A 23543-nucleotide genomic window follows, 5' to 3' on the forward strand; every position below is an offset into this window, starting at 1 on the left:
GACAATTATAGAGTCTGACAACGGAGCTAAGGCTGCGGGAATTGGAAGCAGCATTGAATATGCGGATATGCTTCTGCTGCGCTTTGGAGAATTTATCTTAAAAGGAAAAAACCGCAGCCGGTTCGAAAAAACAGTGCTCCGTCATGTGAAGGAGATGGTTAAACCCTATCCCGGCGTGGTGCTGAGCAAAGAATTCGGGCGGATATATGTCGAACTGAACGGTGAGCCGGCGGGAGAGTTAACGGATGCACTGAAGAATGTATTCGGCATCGCTTCAATTAGCCCGGTGAAGGTATCCAGGTCGGAATTTGAAGAGATTCTTGCAGCCAGCAGAATATTCCTGAATATTATTGCCCCGGCGGCAGGAACAACCTTCAAGGTTAGTGCCCGCCGGGTATGGAAGGACTTTCCGTATGGCTCCATTGAGATGGGCAAGCTGATTGCCACTCCTCTGCTGCAGGGGTATCCCGGGCTGCTTGTGGATGTGAAATCTCCGCAGATGGAGCTGAGAATTGAGATTCGTGAAGGGCATACCTATATTTTCTGCGAGAATATTGCCGGTGTCGGCGGGTTCCCGCTCGGTACGAACGGCAAAGCAATGCTGCTGCTGTCCGGCGGCATTGACAGCCCGGTTGCGGGCTGGTCATCCATGCGCAGAGGACTTGAAGTGGAATGTGTGCATTTCTACAGCTACCCGTATACCAGCGAGCTTGCCCGGCAGAAGGTTGTAGATCTGACGCGGGTACTGTCGCGTTATGCCGGAGTGATTAAGCTCCACCTGGTTCCGTTCACGGAGGTCCAGACGTCTTTTACCGGAATTGGTCAGGATAATCTGATTATTACACTAATGCGCCGGGCCATGCTGCGGATTGCTACCGCTCTTGCTGAACGCGAAGGGGCGCTGGCCCTGATCACCGGTGATAGTCTGGGGCAAGTCGCCAGTCAGACGCTGCCAAGCATGAATGTCATTGGCCGGGCCACTGAGTTGCCGCTGCTGCGTCCGCTGGTGATGATGGATAAGAGTGAGATTGTCGGAATCTCACAGAGCATCGGCACCTATGACCTGTCCATCCTTCCTTATGAAGATTGCTGCACGCTGTTCGTGCCCAAGTCGCCGACGACGAATCCGAACATGCGGATTGTGGATAAGATTGAAGCTACACTGCCCGGGTATCAGGCACTCCTGGAAGCGGCGGTTGCCGGAACAGAGACGGTATCGATTACACCATACGGTGATGAGAAGCCGAGTGATGTGATCCCTGCACAGGCAGGTTTACAGGAAGAATGGTTCTAGAATAGCTATAGATGAGGTGCCCTGCAGCCAGTAATAATGGTTGGCCGGGGCACCTCTTTCTAATATATGGGGATATATGCATTGCATTACCGGGTAGAGTTGCCGCTATGCGGAATTCTGCCCTGAGCGCGGTGGCGCTGCCAGAGGCCGGCGGCAAGGATGCCTGCAATCACCAGAGCAATAAACAGATAGTGGAGCAGCGGCTGCTGTTCGAAGAAGGGGGCAATCCGCTTCTCACTGGTAATCATACTTGCTGCGGTGAAACCGAGCACGGCTGAGCCGATATAGATAATCCAGGAATATCTGTTGATCAGCTTGATGAACAGCGTGCTGCCCCAGACCACAATCGGCACGCTGATCAGCAGCCCGAGCACCACAAGCGTAATATTGTGCTTGGCTGCCCCGGCGATCGCGATTACATTATCCAGCCCCATCGCCGCGTCTGCGACAATGATCGTCCGTACGGCCGACCACAGTGTTCCTCCTGCCTGTATGTCCGTGTCCTCCGTATTTCCCCCCGTCAGCAGCCTATAGGCGATCATAATAAGCAGCAATCCGCCGAATAGCAGCAGCCAGGGCACTTTGAGCAGCCACACGACAAGAATCGTTGCGATAATCCGCAACACCACGGCGCCGCCAGTGCCCAGCAGGATCGCCTTCTTCTGTGAACTTCCCTGCAGGTTCCGCGCGGCCAGGCCGATCACAATGGCATTATCACCGGCCAGAATCAGATCGAGGAAGACAATATTCAGCAGGGATAATATGAAATCCGTAACGGATGGATTCAATAGGGGTCACTCCTCGAATTTGTTGGAAAGATATACGGGCTTTGTTGACATGCGGCAGGCAGGCTATAATTTTGTATACGCTGGAACAGCCCCGCTCATGCGTAGTTTCTGAAAAAGCCGGACAGAATGCATAGCTTGTCACCCTGAGGCATACATGTATTTACATGGAGTTCAGGGAGGTTGAAGAGAATGGATTCTTTATTGCTGCTGGGTGAAATACTGATGATCAATCTGGTGCTGAGCGGAGACAACGCGATGGTCATTGCGATGGCCAGCAAGAATCTCCCGGAGAAGCACCGCAGGCAAGCGGTATGGTGGGGAGCTGCCGGGGCAGTGGGTCTGCGCTGCATCCTGACTTTTGCTGCAGTGCTGCTGCTCAAAATTCCTTATATTGAAGCCGGAGGCGCGATACTGCTGCTCTGGATCTCCTTTAAGCTGCTGCTGGAGGAGGAGGAGGAACTTAGGATTGAGGGGAGCTCCAGCGTATGGAAGTCGGTGCGCACCATTCTGCTCGCGGACTTCATCATGAGTCTGGACAATGTGCTGGCGATTGCAGGCTTGGCCAAAGGAGATCTGGCACTTATCGTAATCGGGATTGCCATCAGCATTCCGATTGTAGTCTGGGGAAGCGGCATCATCGTGGGCTGGCTGCACCGCTTCCCTGTGCTGGTCTTCATTGGAGCCTATATTCTGGCGTATACGGCCGGTAATATGCTGCTGCAGGATGCCAAGTTTGGTGCGGTCATTTCCTTCATGCTGCCTACATTCCACTCCATGCTTCCGATGGTGCTGGGGATTATTGTCGTAGCAACAGGTATGCTTAAGCGGAGGATGGTATCTGCGGGATAAGAAGCGGCAATACTAGAGGCTGTGCCAAAAGCTGGAAAGCTTTGGTTCAGCTTTTTTTGTGCAGTTCCCCCGAATGCACGAAGAATGATGGTGTTTTAATTATTTTTCAGATAAAATATAAAATGACGAGGGCCAGAGAAAAGACGCGAATTTTGAAGGGATGGGTGAAAGATGTCTTCCAAAAACGACATGAAACTGGGTGTGTTCATCGCCGCCGCCGGCATTGTGATTCTGCTCGGGAAGCTGGGGGTGTTCGGATTTCTTGGACATGCCTTGTGGCCGCTCGTAATTCTGGTTCCGGGCCTGTTCCTGCATGTGCTATTCTTCACCCGCCGTGCTTCTGCATCTGTATTAATACCTGCGGGCATATTAACGGTATACGGTCTGCTCTTTGGATTATGTAATACATGGGGCTGGGACCTGATGAGGCATTTATGGCCTATCCTGCTGCTGGGCATTGCGGTTGGACTTTATGAATATTCGCTGTATTCTTCAGCCAGAACCAGAGGACTAACAACAACCGCTGTTATCCTGGGGCTGCTAAGCATTGTGTTGTTCATCTTCACCCTGCTCGGGACCGGAGCCTTGTATCTGCTGGGTGCCGTTCTGGTTGCCGCAGGCCTATGGCTGATGCTGGGCCGGGGCAGACCGGGCGGGCGCAAGAAGTGGAACGGCGGCTGGTAAGACAGCCGGGCATACGGCACCGATTGAGGGAATGGACACCGCAGAATTTGACTTAAGGCAAAATTAGAAAAATTAAACGAAGTTGGTAACGTTTTTTTCAGAAAAAGACTTGCTTTTCATGGTGCTTTCACGATACTATTAAGGATATGTTGGAGCGTCGGGTTTCTGCCTGGCGCTTCTTTTGTGAGACTGCCGTGACATGCTATAAATTTAAACATTTTTAATTTGATAAATGAGAGGATTTGGATACAAATCATGCATTCAAGAAAAGATATTCGCAATATTGCGATCATTGCCCACGTTGACCATGGTAAAACAACACTCGTCGATCAGCTTCTGCAGCAATCAGGAATTTTCAGCGCTCACGAGCACCTGCAAGAACGGGCCATGGACTCGAACGACCTGGAGCGGGAACGCGGAATCACTATCCTAGCCAAAAATACAGCAATTACCTATAAAGAGTTCCTGATCAACATCGTAGATACCCCTGGACACGCCGATTTCGGCGGTGAAGTAGAACGTATCATGAAGATGGTTGACGGCGTACTGCTGGTTGTAGATGCTTATGAAGGCTGCATGCCGCAGACTAAGTTCGTTCTGCGCAAAGCACTGGAGCAGCACCTTACACCTATCGTTGTCGTGAACAAAATTGACCGTCCGGCTGCACGTCCAAAGGAAGTTATTGATGAAGTTCTGGATCTGTTCATTGAGCTTGAAGCCAGTGACGATCAGCTTGAATTCCCGGTTGTTTATGCTTCAGCGCTTAACGGCACATCGAGCATGGACCCTGAGAAGCAGGATGAAACGATGCTTGCCCTTTACGAAACCATTGTTGAACATATCCCGGCTCCAACTGAAAAAGTTGAAGAGCCCCTGCAGTTCCTGGTAACTCTGATGGATTACAATGAATACCTTGGCCGTATTGCCATTGGCCGTGTTAACCGCGGTGTAATCAAGCAGGGCCAGTCCGTAACTGTTATTATGCGTGACGGCAAGAGCAAAACAGCGCGTATCGAGAAGCTGTTTGGTTTCCAGGGCCTGAAGCGTGTTGAGACTGAAGAAGCGGGTGCAGGCGACATCGTAGCGATTGCCGGTATCAAGGACATCAACATCGGTGAGACCATTGCCGATCCGCAGCATCCAGAAGCGCTGCCTGTTCTGAAGATCGACGAGCCTACAATGCAAATGACGTTCCTCGTGAACAACAGTCCGTTTGCCGGTAAAGAAGGCAAGTGGGTAACTTCCCGTAAGCTGCGCGAACGTCTGTTCAAAGAGCTGGAAACGGATGTCAGCTTGCGTGTAGATGAAACGGATTCCCCTGATGCATTTGTCGTATCCGGCCGTGGTGAGCTTCACCTGGGTATCCTGATCGAGAACATGCGCCGCGAAGGTTACGAAATGCAGGTTTCCAAGCCTGAAGTTATCGTCAAGGAAATCGACGGAGCCAAAATGGAGCCGCTTGAACGCCTGATGATTGATGTTCCGGAAGAAAGCATGGGCGCTGTTATGGAAAGTCTGGGAACACGCAAAGCAGAAATGGTCAACATGATTAATCATGGTACGGGCCAGGTTCGACTGGAGTTCCTGATTCCTGCACGTGGTTTGATTGGTTACAACACCTACTTCCTGACCCTGACCCGCGGTTATGGCGTTATGAACCATGCGTTTGACAGCTATGCTCCACTGATTGGCGGACAGGTTGGCGGACGTCACCAAGGCGTACTCGTATCCAGTGAAACCGGCAATACGACTCTATATGGCATGATGGGCGTAGAAGACCGCGGTATTCTCTTCCTGGAACCGGGAACTGAAATTTATGAAGGCATGATCGTAGGTGAGCACACCCGCGATAATGACATCATTGTAAATATCTGCAAAGAAAAACAGCTGACCAACGTTCGTTCTGCAACGAAGGATGAGACTGTTAAAATGAAGACTCCGCGTATGTTCTCTCTGGAAGGCGCGCTTGAATACCTGAATGATGATGAATATTGCGAAATTACACCTAAATCCGTTCGTCTGCGCAAAAAGATCCTGAACAAGGGTGAGCGCGAACGTGTAGAGAAGCAGCGTAAAGCGGCACAAGCCAGCCAAGCGTAAGCTGTAACCCATTCAAGCCGCCGGATGAAGAATCCGGCGGCTTTTCTTGTTATTTAACCGGACAGAAGATCGTTCAAATTGCAGGGATTAAAAGAAGTATAAAACTGCTGAGGATGATATAATGTAAACGATACTTATATCCGGGAGGAGTGACGAGCTGTGCAGAGCTGGTTCGCTGAGCATCCAATTGTCGCTTACATTGTCATCTTTATTCTACTGACCTATGTGTATAACCGTGTATTTCGCGTCAACCAGAAGCTGCCCATCGGCAAAGAGATCGTACTATATATTATGATGGCTATAGGCTCGGGGATGCTGCTCATCTTCCAGCATGATAAACTTCCGATCATCCAGTGCCTGCTGGTGGCGGTAGGGTTAATGCTGCTCGTGCGGGTCCGCTACCTGGTAGAGGCCCGGCAGAAGCGGAAAGCTGCAGCTGCTGCGAAACGGCACTAGGCGCAACTTTTAGTGCTCCGGATCGTCTAAGTTATTATAAAGTTATCTAATTCTACCTGAATGAAAAGGACCTAATTCAATTATGAATACAAGCAAGGGCAGTCTGCCACCCAGATCGAATGGCCAGCAAGGAACCAACAGACAGCAGTCCAGACCCGCTGCCTCAACCAAATCAACGAAATCAACCAAATCTACGAAACCTAATAAGAAGAAGCCTAAGAAACGCGGGTTTTTCGCCCGGCTGATGAAACTGCTGCTGATCCTCCTCCTGGTTGCCGTAATTGCGGCGCTGGGCTACGCAGGGTACTTGTACTGGAAGTTTGATCAGGGAGGATTCGGCGTGGACCAGCCAGTTCAGGCGGGGCAGTCTGCTTCAGAGAAGCCGCTGACAATGCTGCTGCTAGGCACTGACAACCGTCCGAAGCACCCGTCCAATCTGACGGATGTCATTATGGTTGCGGCGCTGAACCCGGAGACCCAATCGGCAACCGTAGTTTCACTGCCGCGCGATACTTACGTAGAGCTTAGTGGCTATAAGAAAACCAAAATCAATGCGTTCTACTCCCGCTTCAAGAGCAAGGAGAAGACCTCAGGGATTCTGGCCGGGGATGAAATGAAGACCATGATGAGCAAATATCTCGATATTCAGGTCGATTATGTCACTGTGCTTGATTTCCAGGGCTTCCGGGATATCGTGGATGAATTCGGTGGTGTAGATGTCAATATCAGCGAGAATATGTGCTACACGGACAGTGTGGACGGAACCGATATTAATCTCAAGAAAGGCCAAGCCCAGCTAAACGGGGATAAGGCGCTTGATTATGTACGTTACCGTAAATCCAATTGCAGTCCGGCAACGAAGCCTTCTGACGATTTTGACCGCAATAAACGCCAGAATGAAGTGCTTAATTCGCTGATCGCACAGATGCAATCACTCGGAGGGGTGCTCAAAATCGGCAAGGTGCTGGATGCCGTGGACGATAATCTGGCAAGCGATATTGAGAATGCCCAGATCAAAAGCATGATAGCTACTTACTGGAATATATCTAAGGAGAATGTAGAATTTGTGCCGGTGACAGGAACCTGGCGCAGTCCCTATGTATATATTGACGATAAAGAGCTGGACGCAGCCAAGAAAAGCCTTCAGGACCAGATATCCGGCCTCTCTGGCACCGCTGCTTCTGCAGCCGCAGACAGTCCATAATCAGCAGGAAAGAATCTACAAATTGAATGCAAGTTTCATCCTGTGCTATAATATAATAAATTGAATGCACTCACGCTGCGATTGGGGGTCTGTACTTATGTCCGAAGCCGTTGCTCAGCTGGGCGAAACACTGCTAGCTATGCTGCAGTCGGAAACCTTTGTTCTTCTAAACACTGTGGATGCTGAATCCGGTGGCCCTACCTCTACTGCGATTTCCTGGATCTATGCAGTGAGCCCTTCTATTGTGCGCTTATCGGTAGATCACCGTTCCAGACTTGTGAACAACATGAAGGTCAATCCGCTGGTAACCATTACTGTGTTTGGTGAGGGAACGGTTCATGCCATCAACGGGCGTGCTTCTGTGAAGCAGGACCCTCTGCCGGATGTTCCTTTTAAGATGTGCTGTTTTGATGTTGAGATTGAAGCGGTCCGCAATGCGCTGTTCTACGGCGCTCATCTGGAATCTGCTCCGAAATATGCGAAGGTATACGATGCGCGTGCGGCTGAGAAGCTGGACGGACAAGTATTTGCCGCCATGCAAAAAGCCTAGTGTGCCGTCACTAGGCTTTTTTTGTCTCCAGATCCAGTGCTTTGTACAGGAATGTTCAAGCTTATTGTCCGTTACCTTGCGGTTTGATATCCTCTGGCAGCTGCGGGATGATCCGGCCGATAATGTCGGCCATTTCTGAGGCGAAGCCGGATACCGGGTTTCCCTTAGTAATATGCTTTCCCATCTCGGCTAACCTGCTGGTGAGGTCCATGTCGGCAGTAACGAGCGTTCTTACACCCCTCGGGTCTTTGCGGATAGCTTCCGCTACCGTGTATTTCACGCTTCCGACCCGTGAGCGGGTAAGCGATCCGTCGACATCAATGCCGACAACGGCAATGTTGTTCATTACGACACAGTGGGCTCCGTTTACACCGGGAACTCTTTTGGCTAACTGTTCAAAATAATCCTTAAGTGCAACATCGCTTTCGCCCTTAACGTTAGAAGGTTGTCCGTTCTCTGCTGTAGGTTCAAGTGCTGTACCATCTTCGGACAATGTCCGTACTCCGCGATTCCCCTGGCTGCTCAAGGCCTTTGACGATTGTTTATCCTGAGGAGAGGGTGATGTCTCTTTATTAGCGATACCGCAGCTTGTCAGCAGCAGCAGTACCAGCAACAGACACATTGATTTTCTCATATGTGCTTACTCCTTTCAGCCATAGTTCAGTGGTTTACTTTATCTTGCCCTTGCTGAATAGAGTTATGTATGATCAATCAAACCAGGCGCTGTGGAGGGGATACCATGAAAAAGATATTCGTACTAGACACTAACGTGCTACTGCACGACCCCAATTCGATTTTTGCTTTCAAGGCGAATGAAGTTGTCATTCCCGCTGTAGTCCTGGAAGAAATCGACTCCAAGAAGCGTAATGCCGATGAAATCGGCCGCAACGCCCGCACCGTGTCACGTTTGTTAGACGGACTCCGGGAACTGGGCCACCTGCACAGTGGTGTGGTACTGGAACATGGAGGCACGCTGAAGGTAGAGCTTAACCACCGCAGCTTCGTAAAGGTACAGGAGATGTTCGGGGAGGTCTCGAACGATAACCGCATATTGGCTGTTGCCCTCAATTATCTCCATGAGGAGAATGAAAAGGCTGACCCCAGCCCTGTGGTACTCGTAAGTAAAGATGTACTCGTCCGCATCAAAGCGGATGTGCTTGGCATAACACCGGAGGATTATTTATCCGACCGAACCGGAGATTTGAATGAGCTGTATTCCGGCTGCCAGTCGCTGATGGTGCATCCTTCGCTGATCGATGAATATTATAGTCACCGTTTCTTGTCTATCAAGCAGCTGTCGTTGTCCTACCCGCTCTACCCTCATGAATTTGTCATTCTGAAGGATGAGATTGGCAGCGGCAAATCGGCACTGCTCAAGGTGAACAGTGATGCCAGCCGGCTCGAACCGCTGTACCTCGGCAATGATGCGGTGTGGGGCATCAGCGCCCGGAATGCCCAGCAGCGGATGGCGCTTGAGCTCCTGCTGAATGATGATATTCCGCTGGTGACCATTACCGGTAAAGCGGGTACAGGGAAGACGCTGCTGGCGCTTGCCGCCGGACTGTTCAAGGTGGAGGACGAACATAAATACAAGAAGCTCCTGATCGCGCGTCCTGTAGTCCCGATGGGTAAGGATATCGGATATTTGCCGGGGGAGAAGGACGAGAAGCTCCGTCCCTGGATGCAGCCGATCTATGATAACCTCGAGTTCCTGTTTGATACCAAAAAAGCCGGAGATATCGATAAAATATTGATGGGCCTGGGCAGCATCCAGGTAGAGGCGCTCACTTATATCCGCGGACGTTCGATTCCGTCGCAGTTCATCATCATTGATGAGGCGCAGAACCTGTCCCGGCATGAAGTGAAGACGATCGTCTCCCGCGCCGGTGAAGGCAGCAAGGTGATTCTGATGGGAGATCCGGAGCAAATCGACCATCCTTATCTGGATGCCGCGAGCAACGGGCTCAGCTATATCGTTGAGAAATTTAAGCAGCAGGGCATTAGCGGCCATATCACGCTTGAGAAGGGTGAGCGTTCGCATCTGGCTCAGCTGGCTGCGGATTTGCTGTAGCTGCTTAGTTTTAACTCTTTATGCACTATGGTTTTATGCACTACAGCTCTATCAGCTTCATTAGCCGGCAGTCCGCCGGTTGATAAGCACAATCACGGCCGGGAGATGACCACTCCCGGCTTTTGTCTGCCCCGCCCCCGGAACGGTGGGGGGTCAGGCTGTAAGAGCTGAGCCGATATGGCGGGAGCACCGGAGGGGGATTTTGGAACTGTAGGAGCGGGAGCGTCCGCCTTTGTCTCCGGATTTCAACCGCGCACAGCGGACTAATCGAAGAAATCTGGAGACAACAGCGGCCGGAAGTCCAAATATTCACCGCAGGTGCGAATACCGCCCAACCGGCGACCGGTTCATCAGACTCACCCCCTCACGCCGTTCACACCTATATAATAGAAAGAGAACGTTTTCACAAACGCAGACAAGCACGTATATGTCTGCTAAAATGAGGAAGACGAGGATCGCGGGAGGAGAGAGAAGCACGTGCTGAGACGCAAAAACTATTGGCTGCTGTTTGCTGTTCTGCTGCTGTCGCTGACAAGCCTGTCACCCGGCATGGAGCTGGACACGGATGAGGGAAGCTATCCGCCCAGACAGCCGCTGGACCAATCGAAGCGCCCCCCTTCAGGTGAACTTGGGGACGAGCAGAGCTTGACCATCCGCGTATCACTCAGCAGTTTGGAATTTAGTGTACTGCAGCGGATCAGCCAAAATTACAGCCTTTCGAGCGGGGTCAGCGTACAGCTGACCAATGTGGATGCTGAAGAAGACGGGGCAGCTCAGGTACGCGAGGAACTGACGGTCGGGGATAGTCCGGATATTGTGATGCTGGACGGCCACAGTATTTTTGATCTGGCTTCCCGCGGATATTTGCTGCCTGTAGATATATACCAGAGTGTTCCCGGGAGCACCCCTCTTACCATGCTGATCCAGCAAATGCAGTGGAACGGATACGACTGGGGCGTTCCGCTCGATATTGATCCCTATGTATTGGTATATTCTCCGCAGCGGCTTGCGGAGTGGGGTCTTTCCGGGGCACCTTCAAGTCTGGAAGAATGGAATGGACTGCTAGGCCGGCTGAACGGGGAAGAGACGAAGGAACATTATCTGCTGGCAATGGATACGCGGAATCCTTATGGTTATGCTGCTGTACTGCATAGCATGGGAGGGAGACTGCTGTCTATGAGTGAAGCGCAAGCGGCGTGGACCGAAGCTGTCCGAGGATATTTTTTTCTGACCAGCCGGTTTAATCAGAATATCTGGGATATGCTGCAGGATGGTAAGCTTGCGGTGGCCGTAGTGCCGCTCTCCGAATGGAAAAAATATGGAAACTCCACACTGGCGGTCCAAGCGCCGCTGGAACAGACGGGCTACAACATCTACGAGGCAATCCATAGCCGCTTTTTTGCGCTCCCGGCACAATCCGGCAGCCCTGAAGCAGCGGTCAAATGGCTGGCTTATGTGACTTCAAGCTCGGCTCAGCTGGAATGGCTGGAGAATACCGACCATCTGCCTGCACTGGATGAGTTGTACCGCTCCGGATTGCCTGAAATCTCCCGGCTTCCGTTCGACTCCAAATTATTCCTCACCGATGACAATGCCCCCGAGTCAGACTCTGAGGGCGAGTGGAGCCGCAAGGCGGAAGCGGCAATCCTGCTCTTGACCGGCAAGCTGGATGCGGCGGGATACCAAGCCGCGGCCGCAGCCTCAGAATGAGAGGGACAGCTTGACATGGAGCACGCCGTCCGAGCTGAATACTTCCGTGGCATGCAGGAATGAGACGATTTTTGACGGATAGAATCCCAGATCGAACTCTTCCTCCAGCGCCTGACGGGTGGTATCCGGCAGCTCCAGTCCATTGAAGACCACATGGTCCACATGGAACATTAATCCGTTGACCGGTTCCTCCTGAATGGTGTAATGACCGGTCAATGTCAGTGACAGCCCGCCGCTCTTGCCCGTGGCTGTAATCTCGTTATCCTTGAAATGAAAAGCGAAATCCTTGAACAGCGTATTCTGCGTGACCAGGAATTCGTTCAAATCCTTTTCCTTCAGCGCAAGATTATAAGTCATCCCCTTACGTACCAGCACACCGTCCCGGTCCTGGACGAACTGCGGCAGATGCTTCATCGCCGAGGATAACGCCTTGAAATAAGTCTTAACCTCATGTATTCCGATATTCTCCCAATATTTACTGAATTCCTCCAGCAGTACCCCCATGCGCTCAGGATCTGTACTGGCCTGAATACCGCCCTCAATTTCTTCATTCAAAGCAAGCACACGCTTTTGCTGCTCCTGGAGTGCTGTTTTGAGCCCGGCAAGCTCTTCAGAGCTGCGCTGTACGGCCGCAATTGTTTTTTTCAAATCCTTGTATTGTGTTTCATACTGCGACAGCGTGTCCCGGTCCTGCCCCATAATAATCTCATAATAATCATAAAGAGCGAGTACTCTGCTGATGCTTTTGGCGGACAGTAAGGCTGCAAGCAATCCATCGCGTTCCCCCATATAATAAGCCCGCACAACTGCGCCTGCGCGTTCCTGCTGATCTGCAATGGCCGTTTGTTTGGCGGCCGACTGCCGGGTCAGCGTGGCGACTTCACTTTCAAGTGCTTGTTGTTCTGCCGTAATCCGGACAATCTCCCGTTCAATTTCCCCTGAGGACAGAGTCTGTTCGAGCAGCTTGCGGGTTTCTTCATTATCCGGAACGGCAGGTGCTGAAGCACTGAGGCCGGAACCTGGGTCGGCGGACAGATATACCGGTGAAGCCAGCGGCAGAAGTGTGCAGGTGAGAAGGAGTAGAGCTGCAAATAACCGGCGTAAGGAACTGCGGAATAACACCACATCACCACCTTGAACAGAGTTGAGTAATAGGTATGTACTAATAATATGTTTCTGCCTGTTAAAATATCATACCCTGTTTCGGCATCCGGGAACTACATTCGGACAAACAAAATTACCCCACAAAGTGGGGCCTAGCTTCGGGGATTACTCAGGTACTTTGCGGGGACCCCAATTCTCAAAATAAAAAAACGGAGTATGCTCCTTGAGATAAAGGAACACTATCCGTTTCAGTACTGTATATTCGTTACAGCGGCAGACCCATCTGAAAGACTGTCCAATAGCTGAAGCCCGAGAAGGTCAGGATCATATAACCCCAGAAAAGCAGAATGTAGGTCTTTTCCGTGAATTTCATGTAGCCAAGGATCACAAAAAAAGCGGTTTGTAAAAAGAATAGCAGGGCCATTTCTGTAAGATCACCGGCGAAAGCCATAAGTCCGATAACGAGTGTGAAAAATCCCAATACGCGAAACATGCGGTCCAAGAGAGAGTCCCCCTTCCAGTATGAATCCGGCTACTGCTGCTTACCTTTCATTATAACGGCTCGGCAAAACACTGTAAACGAATTCATTGAAAAAAAAGCAGGAAATCATAATATTTATGATTTTTATAATTGACACAAGCTTTTCTCGTGAAATTAAAGAATTTATAGCATTGTAAGTATGATGTTCAGCCAAAATGGCAATACAATTTAGTATCAAATAGATTCTATGAACTCTAATAGAGGCATAGAAATGGAGTAAGCAGCTTTTATCCCTATTCACTACCCGGCGGAGCTGCCGGTTCTGAAGATGGTTATTTCATGATGTTGTTAGGAGGGTTAGGCTTTATGACAGCCGTTAGACAGGATGCTTGGAGTGCGGAAGATGATCTGATATTGGCAGAAATAACGCTGCGTCATATCCGTGAGGGCAGCACACAGCTTGCTGCTTTTGAAGAGGTGGGTGAAAAAATCGGCAGAACCTCGGCTGCCTGCGGTTTCCGCTGGAACAGCTGCGTACGCAAAAGTTACGAGGATGCTATCGGGATTGCAAAAGGCCAGCGTCAGAAACGAAGTTATTTGAAGAAACAGCCGGCTTCCAGAGGTGCGCAGGTAGCAGGACTGATTCTCGGAGACATTGAAGAGGATTACGGACGAAGCGAAGGGTTAAGCGAGAACAGCTTATCGATTGATGCGGTAATCCGGTTTCTGAGACAATGGAAAGGCACGTTCCAGGAGGCTGGGCGGCAGCTGAAGATGCTGGAGCGGGATTTGCGAGAGAAGGAAGATGAACTGACGGAGCTGAGAGCAGAGAATGAACGCTTATCCAAGGAAGTTAATCTAGCCCAGAGCGATTACCGTGTAGTCAATGATGATTACAAAGCGCTGATCCAGATTATGGACCGGGCCCGCAGACTCGCATTTCTAAATGAAGAAGAAGAGGAAAAAACCCGCTTCAAAATGGACGCGAATGGAAACCTGGAACGGATCGAATAGAACATGAATCCCGCAAATCCTGCATCCCAGTGCCTCACGGCACCGGCATTGCAGGATTTTTTGTGTTTTGCTTTGAGCGGAGGTGCAGGATATAATTAGGAAAATTACCGGCGGCAGGAGGAGGCGTATGCATGAAGATTGATATCATAGGGGCGGGGGCGCTCGGCCTCCTGCTTGCCGGCAAGCTCATCAGTGCGGGGAGCGAAGTCAGACTGTGGTGCCGGAGTGAGCAGCAGTGCAGAGAATTAGCAAGCAGTGGTCTAACAGTCAGCTATGAGGACGGCGGAGAGGCAATATTCGTTAAGGGTGACCGCTTCTCGGCTGAACCAGTGAGTAAGTATACGCAACGGCAGCTGGCTGATCCGGGAGAGGTTACGCTGATAACGGTCAAACAAACGGTGCTGCATCATGAGCTTCCGGAGATTCTGCGGCCGCTTCAAGAACGGAATCTTACAATGATATGTTTCCAGAACGGCTGTGGACACTTAGAGCTGCTGCAGGAGCTTCTGCCGGAATCCTCCCTCTGGGTGGCGGTAACCACTGAGGCTGCCAAGAGGAAAACATTAACAGAGGTTATTCATGCAGGTAGAGGGGAAATCTGTATAGGGAAAAGCAATCAATCTCTACATCACAATGAATCAAACGCACAGGATTGGGGTAATGGCGGCACAATAAGTTTTGCTAAGGCCCTTGCAACAGCAGGATTCAACGCCTCTCTGTCGAAAGAAGTGGATACCATCATTTACCGGAAGCTCTTGATCAATGCTGTAATTAATCCTCTAACCGCAATATGGCGGGTCCCAAACGGCGGGCTGTTGGCTTCACCTGAGCGTGTACAGATCATGAAGGAACTGTACACAGAGGCTGTACAGACCTATGATGCCTGCGGGATTACCTATGAGAAGCATGTCTGGGAGGCCATTCTTGAAGTTTGCCGGGCTACATCGGGCAATATTTCATCCATGCTGGCCGATGTGCTTGCTTCAAGGGAAACGGAAATCCGCTGGATTAACGGAAGCATTGTGAATATGGGGCTGCAGCACGGGGTGGAGGTTCCGCTGCACCGCTGGATCTGCGGACTGGTAGAGGGCATGACTGTGAGGGAGAGGTGAGGCTGTTTGGAATTTTTGCGGAATTCGTTCGGCGTATTAAGCGTTATTCCGATTGTTCCTTTTTTAATCGTATATTTCGCGGGCATCGGTCTTAAGCAAGAGAAGAGGAAAACTTTTCTGCTGGCGATGGACGTGACTACTTTATTTTTACTGCTGTCAGTTTCAGGATTATTTAATACGATCTTTCATTCGAATTTCGGGTTCTTTCTTATACTACTTATTGTATTAATATCCGCTGGACTGATTGGAGGCGCGCAAAACCGGCTTAAGGGATCGGTCGACGGAAAACGGTTATTACGGGCAGTTTGGCGGCTTTCGTTCTTTTTTATGGGGACCAGTTACGTAATATTTATGATTGTAGGCCTCATACGATACATATCACAAGCGATGTAATGTTCCACTGCTCCGGTGAAGCGTCAACGTCACAAAATTTTAAAGAATTAAAAAAAAGTCGTTTTCAGAAAATATTGCTCTAGATTTTTTTGACCACTGGTTGTATAATCATAAACCATATACCACATTCTATTTAGGGGGAACTGCTAGATGAAGAAGAGTAAAAGTCTATTGCTCATGTTCGCATTAGTTTTGGTTATCGGCACAGTGCTTGCTGGCTGCGGCGGAAACAATAACAATGCTAACAGCGGCACCAATGCTGCAGCAACAAATGCAGCCGGTAATGAAGGTAGCACGAACACAGGAACAACCGGTGACGAGAAACTGGCTGCTGACCAGACACTTAGAGTCAACCTGACTGCAGAACCACCTACTTTTGACCCTGCTCAAGCTCAGGACAGCCAAGCGAATACCGTCCTGAAAACTATGTATGAAGGTTTGACCCGCATGAATGACGAAACTGGCCAAGCTGAGCCGGGAATTGCCGAATCTTGGGAAATTTCCCCTGACGGTCTGGTATATACATTCAAACTGCGTGATGCACAATGGAGCAACGGCGACCCTGTAGAAGCTGCTGACTTCGTTCGCGCCTGGAAAATCGTGCTGGATCCTAACACAGATCCAACTGCACCTTATGCTTACCAATTGTACTACCTGAAGAACGCTGAAGAATATTATGGAAAGAAAGTTACAGATTTCAACGAAGTGGGCGTAAAAGCTGTTGATGCGAAAACTCTTGAAGTTACGCTGAAAGCACCAACTCCATACTTCCTTGGCCTTCTGTCCTTCTATACTTATTACCCTGTACACAAATCCGTTGAGGGTAATACTAAATGGGCAACAAACAAAGATACTATGATCACTAACGGTGCGTTCACATTGACTGAGTGGACTACCGGCCAATCCCTGCAAGTAAGCAAGAACGATAAATATTGGGATGCTGCTAACATCAAGCTTGCTAAAATTGACTTCTCCCTGGTAAACAGCGGCGCAACTGAACTGCTCAGCTACAAGAACGGTGAGCTTGACCGTGCTGGTGCACCACACGGTGAAATCCCGCAAGAACAGATTCCAATTGTACAAAAAGAGCTTCCTAACGAATTCCAGAGAAAAGGTATCGCAAGTACCTACTACTATGAATTCAACATCACTGAAAAACCTTTCGACAACGTTAAAATCCGTAAAGCCCTGGCGATGACTGTTAACCGTCAAGCGCTGATCGACAACGTAACACTGGGTGGACAACTTCCAGCATTCGGCTTTGTACCTCCGGGTATCGCTGGCGCTGACGGTGAATTCCGTACAGCAGTTAAAGACAGCTACTTCACAGAAGATACAGAAGCCGCTAAGAAATTGCTGGCTGAAGGTCTAGCTGAAGAAGGTCTGACTGAACTGCCACCGGTTGAATTGTCTTACAACACAAGTGAAGGCCACAAGAAAATCGCTTTGGCTGTAGCTGATATGTGGAAACAAGCCCTGGGTATCACTGTAAACACTGTTAACCAGGAATGGGCAGTATTTATCGACAACCGTCAAAACCTGAACTACCAGATCGCACGTGCCGGCTGGACTGCGGATTACAATGATCCAATGACCTTCCTGGATATGTGGGTAACAGGCGGCGGTAACAATGATACTGGTTACGCTAACCCTGAATACGACAAGCTGATCAATGACGCTAAAGCAAGCTCCGACCTGGCAGCACGCCAAGAAATGTTTGCTAAAGCTGAAAAAATGATCATTGAAGATGATATGATTCTGATTCCGTTCTACTACTACACAAACAACTCCCTGACTAAAGAGTACCTCAAAGGTGTAACTCTTGACTTCAGCGGTGCAATCGACTTCACTCGTGCTTACCTGCTTGAGCACTAAGAATTGTAGAACCTTCGGTTAGCTTAACTGAATAGTGGTTGTCTGAAGGTAGCAATATACTTCGGGATATATATGTGGAATTCCATATATATCCCTTTTTTTTGCATTTCAGGCTTTTTGTTAAAGATTTCACGAACTTACAAAATAAGAAATTAGACAAATGGCCATTTTTTTCATAAAATCTAATTATGTGTCTCAAAAAAAATGTCGAAGGAGGTGTTGATGGGGATGGTTCGTTATGTTGCCAATAAGTTCTTCTATATGCTTGTCTCGCTGTTTGTGCTAATTTCAGCGACCTTTTTTCTGATGAAAGCCATTCCGGGGGACCCGTTTACTTCTGAAAAGAAAGTTCCGCCGGAAATAAAAGCGCGTTTATACGAGCAATATGGATTGGACAAGCCGCTCTATCATCAGTATTTCAAGTATTTGGGTGAAATTGTCCAGGGTGATCTGGGTGTATCTATGAAGCGTCTGAATCAGGATGTAACTCACTTGATCGGACAAACGTTCTCGGCGTCTCTAAAGCTGGGGGTTATCGCAATTATAGTGTCGGTTATTGTCGGAGTCTTTCTCGGCATGATGGCGGCACTCTATCACCGAAAGTTTATTGACAGCGCGGCCATGGTGCTGGCGGTGCTGGGGATTGCAGTTCCGAGCTTTGTAGTCGCCTCGCTGCTTCAATATGTGTTCGCCTATAAGTTCCACATGTTCCCGGTTTCCGGATTTAAGGGTCCGCTGTATTATGTCTTACCTGTAACCGCACTCTCGGCACAGCCGATAGCCTTTATAGCGAGGCTAACGCGCTCAAGTATGCTGGAAGTGCTGCATGCAGATTACATCAAGACGGCTAAGGCCAAAGGCCTAAGCTGGGCAGCAATCCTAAGCCGTCACGTACTGCGGAACGGAATTCTGCCGGTTGTAACCTACATGGGACCTATGACGGCTAACATCGTAACCGGTTCTGTAGTTATCGAGCAGATCTTCGGAGTCGGCGGTATCGGTAAGCAATTCGTCGAAGCGATTGGCGTGCGTGATTATACCGTTATTATGGGGATTACGATCTTCTATGGCGTATTGCTCATGCTAGCACGCTTTATCACGGATATAGCTTATGTGTTTGTAGATCCGCGTATCAAACTAAGTGGTGGAAAGGAGGGCTAAAATTGGCTTCTGACAAAAATGTGGTATCGCAGGATGCGAACCTGAAACCGGAAGATTTCCGTAAAATCGGAATTGATGAACGGCAAGCTGAAGTCATTCAGCGCGAAAGTCTGTCTGCCTGGCGGGATTCCTGGGAACGTCTGCGCCAGAACAAAATGGCAATGACAGCACTGGGTATTCTCGGACTAATTATCCTTGCGGCGCTTATCGCTCCGTTGTTCTCAAAGTACAATTACTACTCCAATGATTTGCTCAGTACCAACAAGCCTCCTTCATCCGAGCACTGGTTTGGTACAGATGATCTGGGTCGCGATATCTTTGTCCGTACCTGGTACGGTGCACGTATCTCACTGATTGTCGGCCTGGCTGCCGCTGCCATTGACCTTTTGATCGGGGTTATCTACGGCGGAATCATGGGTTATTTCGGTGGACGTGTAGACAATATCATGAACAAAGTATCTGAAATTCTCTACTCCATTCCTTACCTGCTGGTTGTTATCCTTCTCCTGGTTGTGCTTGAACCAAGCCTTGGGACGATCATCCTGGCGCTGACGATAACGGGCTGGATTACGATGTCCTGGATTGTCCGCGGAGAGATTATGCAGCTGAAGAACCGTGAGTTCGTTCTGGCTTCGCGTTCGATGGGTGCAGGGTCAAAAAGACTGTTGTTCAAACACCTTTTGCCGAATGCGGTTGGTCCGATTATCGTAACCATTACACTGTCTGTACCAAATGCCATCTTTGCTGAAGCGTTCCTGAGTTTCCTCGGACTTGGTGTACAGGCTCCTGTAGCTTCCCTCGGATCGATGATTAATGATTCACTGACTGGCTGGCTTTATTATCCGTGGCGTTTCCTGTTCCCGGCTATCCTGATCAGCTTAACGATGCTTTCCTTTAATATTTTTGGTGACGGTCTCCGTGATGCACTGGATCCCAAGCTGAAGAAATAGGAGGTGAACAATGATGGAACCCATTCTGCAAGTCAAGGATTTGCAAGTTTCCTTTTTTGTAAAAGGCGGAGAAGTTCAGGCTGTACGCGGGTTGAACTTTGAAGTAGGCAAAGGCGAGACCGTTGCTATTGTCGGTGAATCCGGCAGCGGCAAAAGTGTCACTGCACAGTCGATTATGCGGCTGCTGCCTGCCCCGCTCTCCAAAGTGAAGCAAGGCGAGATTGTTTTTCAAGGAAAGAATCTGCTGGACCTAAGCATGAAACAAATGGAATCGATTCGCGGCAAAGATATTGGCATGATATTTCAAGACCCGATGACTTCTTTGAACCCAACTATCAAAGTGGGCAAACAGATAACCGAAGTTTTGATCAAACATCAGAATATGTCAGCGGCCGAAGCGAAACAGCAAGGTATTGAAATGCTGCAATTAGTAGGCATTAAAAATGCGGAGGCTCGCTTTAACCAATATCCCCACGAATTCTCCGGCGGGATGCGCCAACGCGTAATGATTGCCATTGCTCTGGCCTGCCGCCCGGCTCTCCTGATTGCGGATGAGCCGACAACGGCGCTTGACGTAACCATTCAGGCGCAAATCATGGAAGTTATGAAAGAGATGCAGCAAAGACTAGGGACCTCCATCATCCTGATTACACATGATCTCGGCGTGGTTGCCGGCATGTGTGACCGGGTCATCGTAATGTATGCTGGTGAAGTGGTCGAAACAGGGACACGCTGGGAGATTTTCAAGAATCCCCAGCACCCTTACACCAAAGGTCTTTTGCGGTCGATGCCGCGTCTTGACCAAAAGAAGGGTGAGCCGCTGATTCCGATCATCGGTACTCCCCCGGATCTGATTAAGCCGCCGGTCGGTTGCCCGTTCACAGCGCGTTGCAGCGAAGCAATGCATGTTTGCGAACAGATCGATCCCGGCGCCACAGAGTTCAGCGAAACGCATATGGCGCGCTGCTGGAATCTGCATTCGATGGCCAAGGAGGTGCAGTTCGTTTGAGTAAGAATCTGATTGAAGTAGAAGGTCTTAAGAAGTATTTCAATGTAGGTAAAGGAAGAGTTCTTAAGGCTGTTGATAATATTAATTTCTCGATTCGCGAAGGCGAAACCCTGGGTATGGTAGGGGAGTCCGGTTGCGGTAAGACTACTGCAGGCCGTACGGTTCTCCGCTTGTACGAGCCGACTGCAGGAAGCGTGAAATACAATGGTGTAGATATCTACAAATTGTCCGGCAGCAAAATGAAGGCGATGCGCCGTGATATGCAAATGATCTTCCAGGATCCGTATGCATCGCTTAACCCGCGGTTCACGGTATCGGACATTATCGGTGAAGCCCTGGACATTCATGGTCTGGCCGGAAGCCGGCAGGAACGCAAGAAGCGGATTGAAGAGCTGCTGGATATGGTTGGACTTAACCATGATCATGCCACCCGCTATCCGCATGAGTTCTCCGGCGGACAACGGCAGCGTATCGGTATTGCCCGTTCCCTTGCGGTTAACCCTAAGTTCATCGTCTGCGATGAGCCGATCTCGGCACTGGACGTGTCCATTCAGGCACAGGTAGTCAACCTGCTCAAAGAACTTCAGGATCGTCTCGGACTTACTTATCTCTTCATTGCGCATGACCTGTCCATGGTTAAGCATATCAGTGACCGTGTAGCTGTTATGTACCTGGGTAAAATGGTTGAACTTGCGGAAAGCGAAGAATTGTACGCTAACCCGATCCATCCGTACACCAAGTCGCTGCTCTCGGCGATTCCGGTTCCGGATCCGGAAGTGGAAGCGAACAAGAAACGCATTCATCTGCATGATGAGCTGGGCAGCCCAATTTATAGTGCAAATGAAAAAACCAATGATAGCGATTATGAGCTGGTCGAAGTGTCCAAGGGACATTTTGTTGCTAAACAGTTCGCTTAAAATTTAACAGCATTATCACCGTAGGCGGGAGCGTTTAGCTCTCGTCTATTCTTTCAATATATGCTTGTATAGTTCCATGCCGGCGCTTCTTCTTTGACGCCGCACCTAACTTTGGATACAATCATAAAGGGTTTACCGATTTATGATTACATACAGCAGGTTATAGTAGAACAGGAGGCAAATGCATATGAATGTTGTACCGGAACCACTTCCGGGCGGATCTGCGCTCGCCAGTGACTATATACATCAATATGAAACTGTAGGACATTTGTACGGCGGGGATTTCCGCAACCTGGAGAGCCGGGTTAAGCGCGCGGAATGGCTTGATGGAACGGCAAGCCTCCGTGCAGACCGTACCGCGGTTGTTTCATACTTACGCAGTTATAACGCAGAGCATAATGCCCATGGAGCGGTAATGCGCTCCCTTGACTTATTGGAGCAGCCGGATACGCTGGTGGTCACAGGCGGCCAGCAGAGCGGTTTGTTCACAGGTCCGCTCTTTGTAGTATATAAGGCAATTACTACAATTCAGGCTGCGCGGGAAGCAGCAGCCCAGCTTGGGCGCCACGTTGTTCCGCTGTTCTGGATTGCCGGTGAAGATCATGACTGGGATGAAGTCAATCATACGTATGTACTGAACCGGACGGGCGAAATTACGCGGATTAAGCTGGATAAAGGCGAAGGTCCGCGTTCTTCTGTCAGTGAAATCAAGGTGGAAGCAGAGAGCTGGCTTCAGGCTGTAGGGCAGCTGGACGGACTGCTGCAGGATAGCGAATTCAAGCCGCAGGTGATGGAGTTTGTCACAGCAGCTTCGCTGGGTGCGGACAATATGACTGCCGCTTTTGCCAAGCTGATGGGTTCTCTATTTGGTCAATACGGGCTGATTCTGCTGGATTCTGCCGATTCCGCGCTGCGCAGACTTGAAATGCCAATGTTTGCTGCAATGATCGAGCGTAATGACGAGCTCGAGGCTGCCTACACCGCAGCGGCTGATCGTATTGCTGCGGGCGGTTACGTGCTGCAGGCGGATGTGACACCCGGGAATGCTAACCTCTTTTATATACATGAAGGCGCACGGCTTCTGCTTCATAAGGAGGGGGACAGATTCGCAGACCGGAAATCCGTGGTATCTTTTTCCCGTACAGAGCTGCTGGAGCTGCTGGAGAGCCATCCTGAGCGGTTCAGCAACAACGTGCTGACGCGTCCCTTGATGCAGGACTATATACTGCCTGTGCTGGCTACGGTGCTGGGACAAGGAGAAATGGCTTACTGGGCGATTCCGCATCAGGCCTTTAAGGTAATGGGCGGACAAATGCCGCTGATTATTCCGCGCATGTCTTTTACAGTCATAGAGGGAACGCTTAACAAGCATATGGATAAATACGGACTGTCCTTCACGGATGTGCGTCTTGGTCTGGATGATAAACGCAAAGAGTGGTTAACTGCACAGGATGAGCTGAAGATTGAAGAACGGTTTGAACAGACCAAAGCCGCATTCTCCGCGATGTACGAGCCGCTGATTGAGCAGCTTGGCGGAATTCAGGCAGGTCTGCTGAAGCTGGGGAACAGCAATAAGGACAAGATTATAGATCAGATTTCCTTCCTGCAGGGCAAAGCACTGGATGCGATGGAGAAGCAGAATGAGGCGGCGCTGCGTCAGTGGGAACGGATTGAGCTGTCCGTTATGCCTCTGGGTAAACTGCAGGAGAGAGTATATAATATGATGTATTATCTGAACCGTTACGGCCTTGGCTGGCTGGAGGAACTAATGGCTGTACCAGCCGATTACAGCGGAACACACCGCATTATTTATATGTAGGA

22 protein-coding genes are annotated in these 23543 nt (G+C 49.9%); 18 read left to right on the forward strand and 4 right to left on the reverse strand.

Going from position 1 to position 23543, the window contains the following annotated elements:
• Window positions 1–67 precede the first annotated feature (67 nt).
• Complete coding sequence (gene thiI / locus MKZ24_RS13075) at window positions 68–1294, forward strand: tRNA uracil 4-sulfurtransferase ThiI (protein WP_445323704.1); 1227 nt, start codon at window positions 68–70, stop codon at window positions 1292–1294.
• Window positions 1295–1380: 86 nt separating this feature from the next.
• Here the strand turns inward: thiI and MKZ24_RS13080 are convergent, their stop codons facing one another.
• Window positions 1381–2082, reverse strand: a complete 702-nt coding sequence (locus MKZ24_RS13080) for a TerC family protein (RefSeq protein WP_039304177.1) — start codon at window positions 2080–2082, stop codon at window positions 1381–1383.
• Window positions 2083–2271: 189 nt separating this feature from the next.
• On the opposite strand from MKZ24_RS13080, the gene MKZ24_RS13085 reads away from it, so the two are divergent.
• From MKZ24_RS13085 to MKZ24_RS13110, 6 genes are all read left to right on the forward strand, one after another.
• A complete protein-coding gene (locus MKZ24_RS13085; protein ID WP_042238550.1) occupies window positions 2272–2931 on the forward strand; it encodes a TerC family protein in 660 nt (219 codons plus the stop codon).
• A 171-nt stretch (window positions 2932–3102) separates the two neighbouring features.
• Window positions 3103–3615, forward strand: coding sequence for a hypothetical protein (locus MKZ24_RS13090; protein WP_042238548.1), 513 nt, complete (start codon window positions 3103–3105; stop codon window positions 3613–3615).
• 255 nt (window positions 3616–3870) lie between these two features.
• Window positions 3871–5715: a translational GTPase TypA gene (gene typA / locus MKZ24_RS13095; RefSeq protein WP_039304185.1), complete on the forward strand. Its 1845-nt coding sequence runs from the start codon at window positions 3871–3873 to the stop codon at window positions 5713–5715.
• 159 nt (window positions 5716–5874) lie between these two features.
• On the forward strand, window positions 5875–6171 hold the full coding sequence (locus tag MKZ24_RS13100; RefSeq protein ID WP_042139406.1) for a YlaH-like family protein: 297 nt from the start codon (window positions 5875–5877) through the stop codon (window positions 6169–6171).
• Between the two features lie 82 nt (window positions 6172–6253).
• Window positions 6254–7375 (forward strand): LCP family protein, encoded by a 1122-nt coding sequence (locus MKZ24_RS13105; RefSeq protein WP_340783578.1) that lies wholly within the window; start codon window positions 6254–6256, stop codon window positions 7373–7375.
• 97 nt (window positions 7376–7472) lie between these two features.
• Window positions 7473–7925: a pyridoxamine 5'-phosphate oxidase family protein gene (locus MKZ24_RS13110; protein WP_042139404.1), complete on the forward strand. Its 453-nt coding sequence runs from the start codon at window positions 7473–7475 to the stop codon at window positions 7923–7925.
• Between the two features lie 61 nt (window positions 7926–7986).
• Here the strand turns inward: MKZ24_RS13110 and MKZ24_RS13115 are convergent, their stop codons facing one another.
• Entirely contained in the window at window positions 7987–8559 is a 573-nt protein-coding gene (locus MKZ24_RS13115; RefSeq protein WP_340783582.1) for a YhcN/YlaJ family sporulation lipoprotein, read from the reverse strand.
• A 105-nt stretch (window positions 8560–8664) separates the two neighbouring features.
• On the opposite strand from MKZ24_RS13115, the gene MKZ24_RS13120 reads away from it, so the two are divergent.
• Both MKZ24_RS13120 and MKZ24_RS13125 read left to right on the forward strand, forming a co-directional pair.
• A complete protein-coding gene (locus tag MKZ24_RS13120) occupies window positions 8665–9996 on the forward strand; it encodes a PhoH family protein (protein WP_039304201.1) in 1332 nt (443 codons plus the stop codon).
• Window positions 9997–10473: 477 nt separating this feature from the next.
• Window positions 10474–11706, forward strand: a complete 1233-nt coding sequence (locus MKZ24_RS13125) for an extracellular solute-binding protein (protein ID WP_340783584.1) — start codon at window positions 10474–10476, stop codon at window positions 11704–11706.
• Here MKZ24_RS13125 and MKZ24_RS13130 read toward each other — a convergent pair.
• Window positions 11698–12828 carry a coiled-coil domain-containing protein gene (locus MKZ24_RS13130; RefSeq protein WP_052416666.1) on the reverse strand — a complete coding sequence of 377 codons (1131 nt, stop codon included), beginning with the start codon at window positions 12826–12828 and terminating at the stop codon, window positions 11698–11700. The two genes, MKZ24_RS13125 and MKZ24_RS13130, sit on opposite strands and share 9 nt — an antisense overlap.
• 247 nt (window positions 12829–13075) lie before the next feature.
• Window positions 13076–13312 (reverse strand): DUF2626 domain-containing protein, encoded by a 237-nt coding sequence (locus MKZ24_RS13135; protein WP_042238543.1) that lies wholly within the window; start codon window positions 13310–13312, stop codon window positions 13076–13078.
• Between the two features lie 345 nt (window positions 13313–13657).
• Here MKZ24_RS13135 and MKZ24_RS13140 point away from each other — a divergent pair, with 345 nt between their 5' ends.
• The 9 genes from MKZ24_RS13140 (at window position 13658) to bshC (ending at window position 23541) form a co-directional block, all read left to right on the forward strand.
• Entirely contained in the window at window positions 13658–14305 is a 648-nt protein-coding gene (locus MKZ24_RS13140) for an RsfA family transcriptional regulator (RefSeq protein ID WP_039304213.1), read from the forward strand.
• 131 nt (window positions 14306–14436) lie between these two features.
• Entirely contained in the window at window positions 14437–15417 is a 981-nt protein-coding gene (locus MKZ24_RS13145) for a ketopantoate reductase family protein (protein ID WP_042238542.1), read from the forward strand.
• Between the two features lie 15 nt (window positions 15418–15432).
• Window positions 15433–15810, forward strand: coding sequence for a DUF3397 domain-containing protein (locus tag MKZ24_RS13150; protein WP_339843014.1), 378 nt, complete (start codon window positions 15433–15435; stop codon window positions 15808–15810).
• Window positions 15811–15960: 150 nt separating this feature from the next.
• Window positions 15961–17685, forward strand: coding sequence for a peptide ABC transporter substrate-binding protein (locus MKZ24_RS13155; protein WP_042238540.1), 1725 nt, complete (start codon window positions 15961–15963; stop codon window positions 17683–17685).
• Between the two features lie 228 nt (window positions 17686–17913).
• Window positions 17914–18846, forward strand: coding sequence for an ABC transporter permease (locus MKZ24_RS13160; protein WP_039304450.1), 933 nt, complete (start codon window positions 17914–17916; stop codon window positions 18844–18846).
• Between the two features lie 2 nt (window positions 18847–18848).
• The gene (locus tag MKZ24_RS13165; RefSeq protein ID WP_039304225.1) at window positions 18849–19796 is read left to right on the forward strand and encodes an ABC transporter permease; all 948 of its coding nucleotides are present in this window, start codon (window positions 18849–18851) and stop codon (window positions 19794–19796) included.
• A 13-nt stretch (window positions 19797–19809) separates the two neighbouring features.
• Window positions 19810–20805, forward strand: a complete 996-nt coding sequence (locus MKZ24_RS13170; RefSeq protein ID WP_042243196.1) for an ABC transporter ATP-binding protein — start codon at window positions 19810–19812, stop codon at window positions 20803–20805.
• A complete protein-coding gene (locus tag MKZ24_RS13175; protein ID WP_042238539.1) occupies window positions 20802–21722 on the forward strand; it encodes an ABC transporter ATP-binding protein in 921 nt (306 codons plus the stop codon). Before MKZ24_RS13170 ends, MKZ24_RS13175 begins: the two co-directional genes overlap by 4 nt.
• Window positions 21723–21909: 187 nt before the next feature.
• Entirely contained in the window at window positions 21910–23541 is a 1632-nt protein-coding gene (gene bshC, locus MKZ24_RS13180; protein ID WP_042238538.1) for a bacillithiol biosynthesis cysteine-adding enzyme BshC, read from the forward strand.
• Window positions 23542–23543 lie beyond the last annotated feature (2 nt).

The organism is Paenibacillus sp. FSL R7-0297, assembly GCF_038009025.1.
Taxonomy (GTDB): Bacteria; Bacillota; Bacilli; order Paenibacillales; family Paenibacillaceae; genus Paenibacillus_AQ.

Coding starts and splice junctions, on each gene's coding strand:
- thiI (WP_445323704.1), top strand. CDS start 68: ATGCTTCTGCTGCGCTTTGGAGAATTTATCTTAAAAGGAAAAAACCGC.
- typA (WP_039304185.1), top strand. CDS start 3,871: ATGCATTCAAGAAAAGATATTCGCAATATTGCGATCATTGCCCACGTT.
- MKZ24_RS13115 (WP_340783582.1), bottom strand. CDS start 8,559: ATGAGAAAATCAATGTGTCTGTTGCTGGTACTGCTGCTGCTGACAAGC.
- bshC (WP_042238538.1), top strand. CDS start 21,910: ATGAATGTTGTACCGGAACCACTTCCGGGCGGATCTGCGCTCGCCAGT.
- MKZ24_RS13090 (WP_042238548.1), top strand. CDS start 3,103: ATGTCTTCCAAAAACGACATGAAACTGGGTGTGTTCATCGCCGCCGCC.
- MKZ24_RS13120 (WP_039304201.1), top strand. CDS start 8,665: ATGAAAAAGATATTCGTACTAGACACTAACGTGCTACTGCACGACCCC.
- MKZ24_RS13105 (WP_340783578.1), top strand. CDS start 6,254: ATGAATACAAGCAAGGGCAGTCTGCCACCCAGATCGAATGGCCAGCAA.
- MKZ24_RS13145 (WP_042238542.1), top strand. CDS start 14,437: ATGAAGATTGATATCATAGGGGCGGGGGCGCTCGGCCTCCTGCTTGCC.
- MKZ24_RS13140 (WP_039304213.1), top strand. CDS start 13,658: ATGACAGCCGTTAGACAGGATGCTTGGAGTGCGGAAGATGATCTGATA.
- MKZ24_RS13110 (WP_042139404.1), top strand. CDS start 7,473: ATGTCCGAAGCCGTTGCTCAGCTGGGCGAAACACTGCTAGCTATGCTG.
- MKZ24_RS13085 (WP_042238550.1), top strand. CDS start 2,272: ATGGATTCTTTATTGCTGCTGGGTGAAATACTGATGATCAATCTGGTG.
- MKZ24_RS13160 (WP_039304450.1), top strand. CDS start 17,914: ATGGTTCGTTATGTTGCCAATAAGTTCTTCTATATGCTTGTCTCGCTG.
- MKZ24_RS13155 (WP_042238540.1), top strand. CDS start 15,961: ATGAAGAAGAGTAAAAGTCTATTGCTCATGTTCGCATTAGTTTTGGTT.
- MKZ24_RS13170 (WP_042243196.1), top strand. CDS start 19,810: ATGGAACCCATTCTGCAAGTCAAGGATTTGCAAGTTTCCTTTTTTGTA.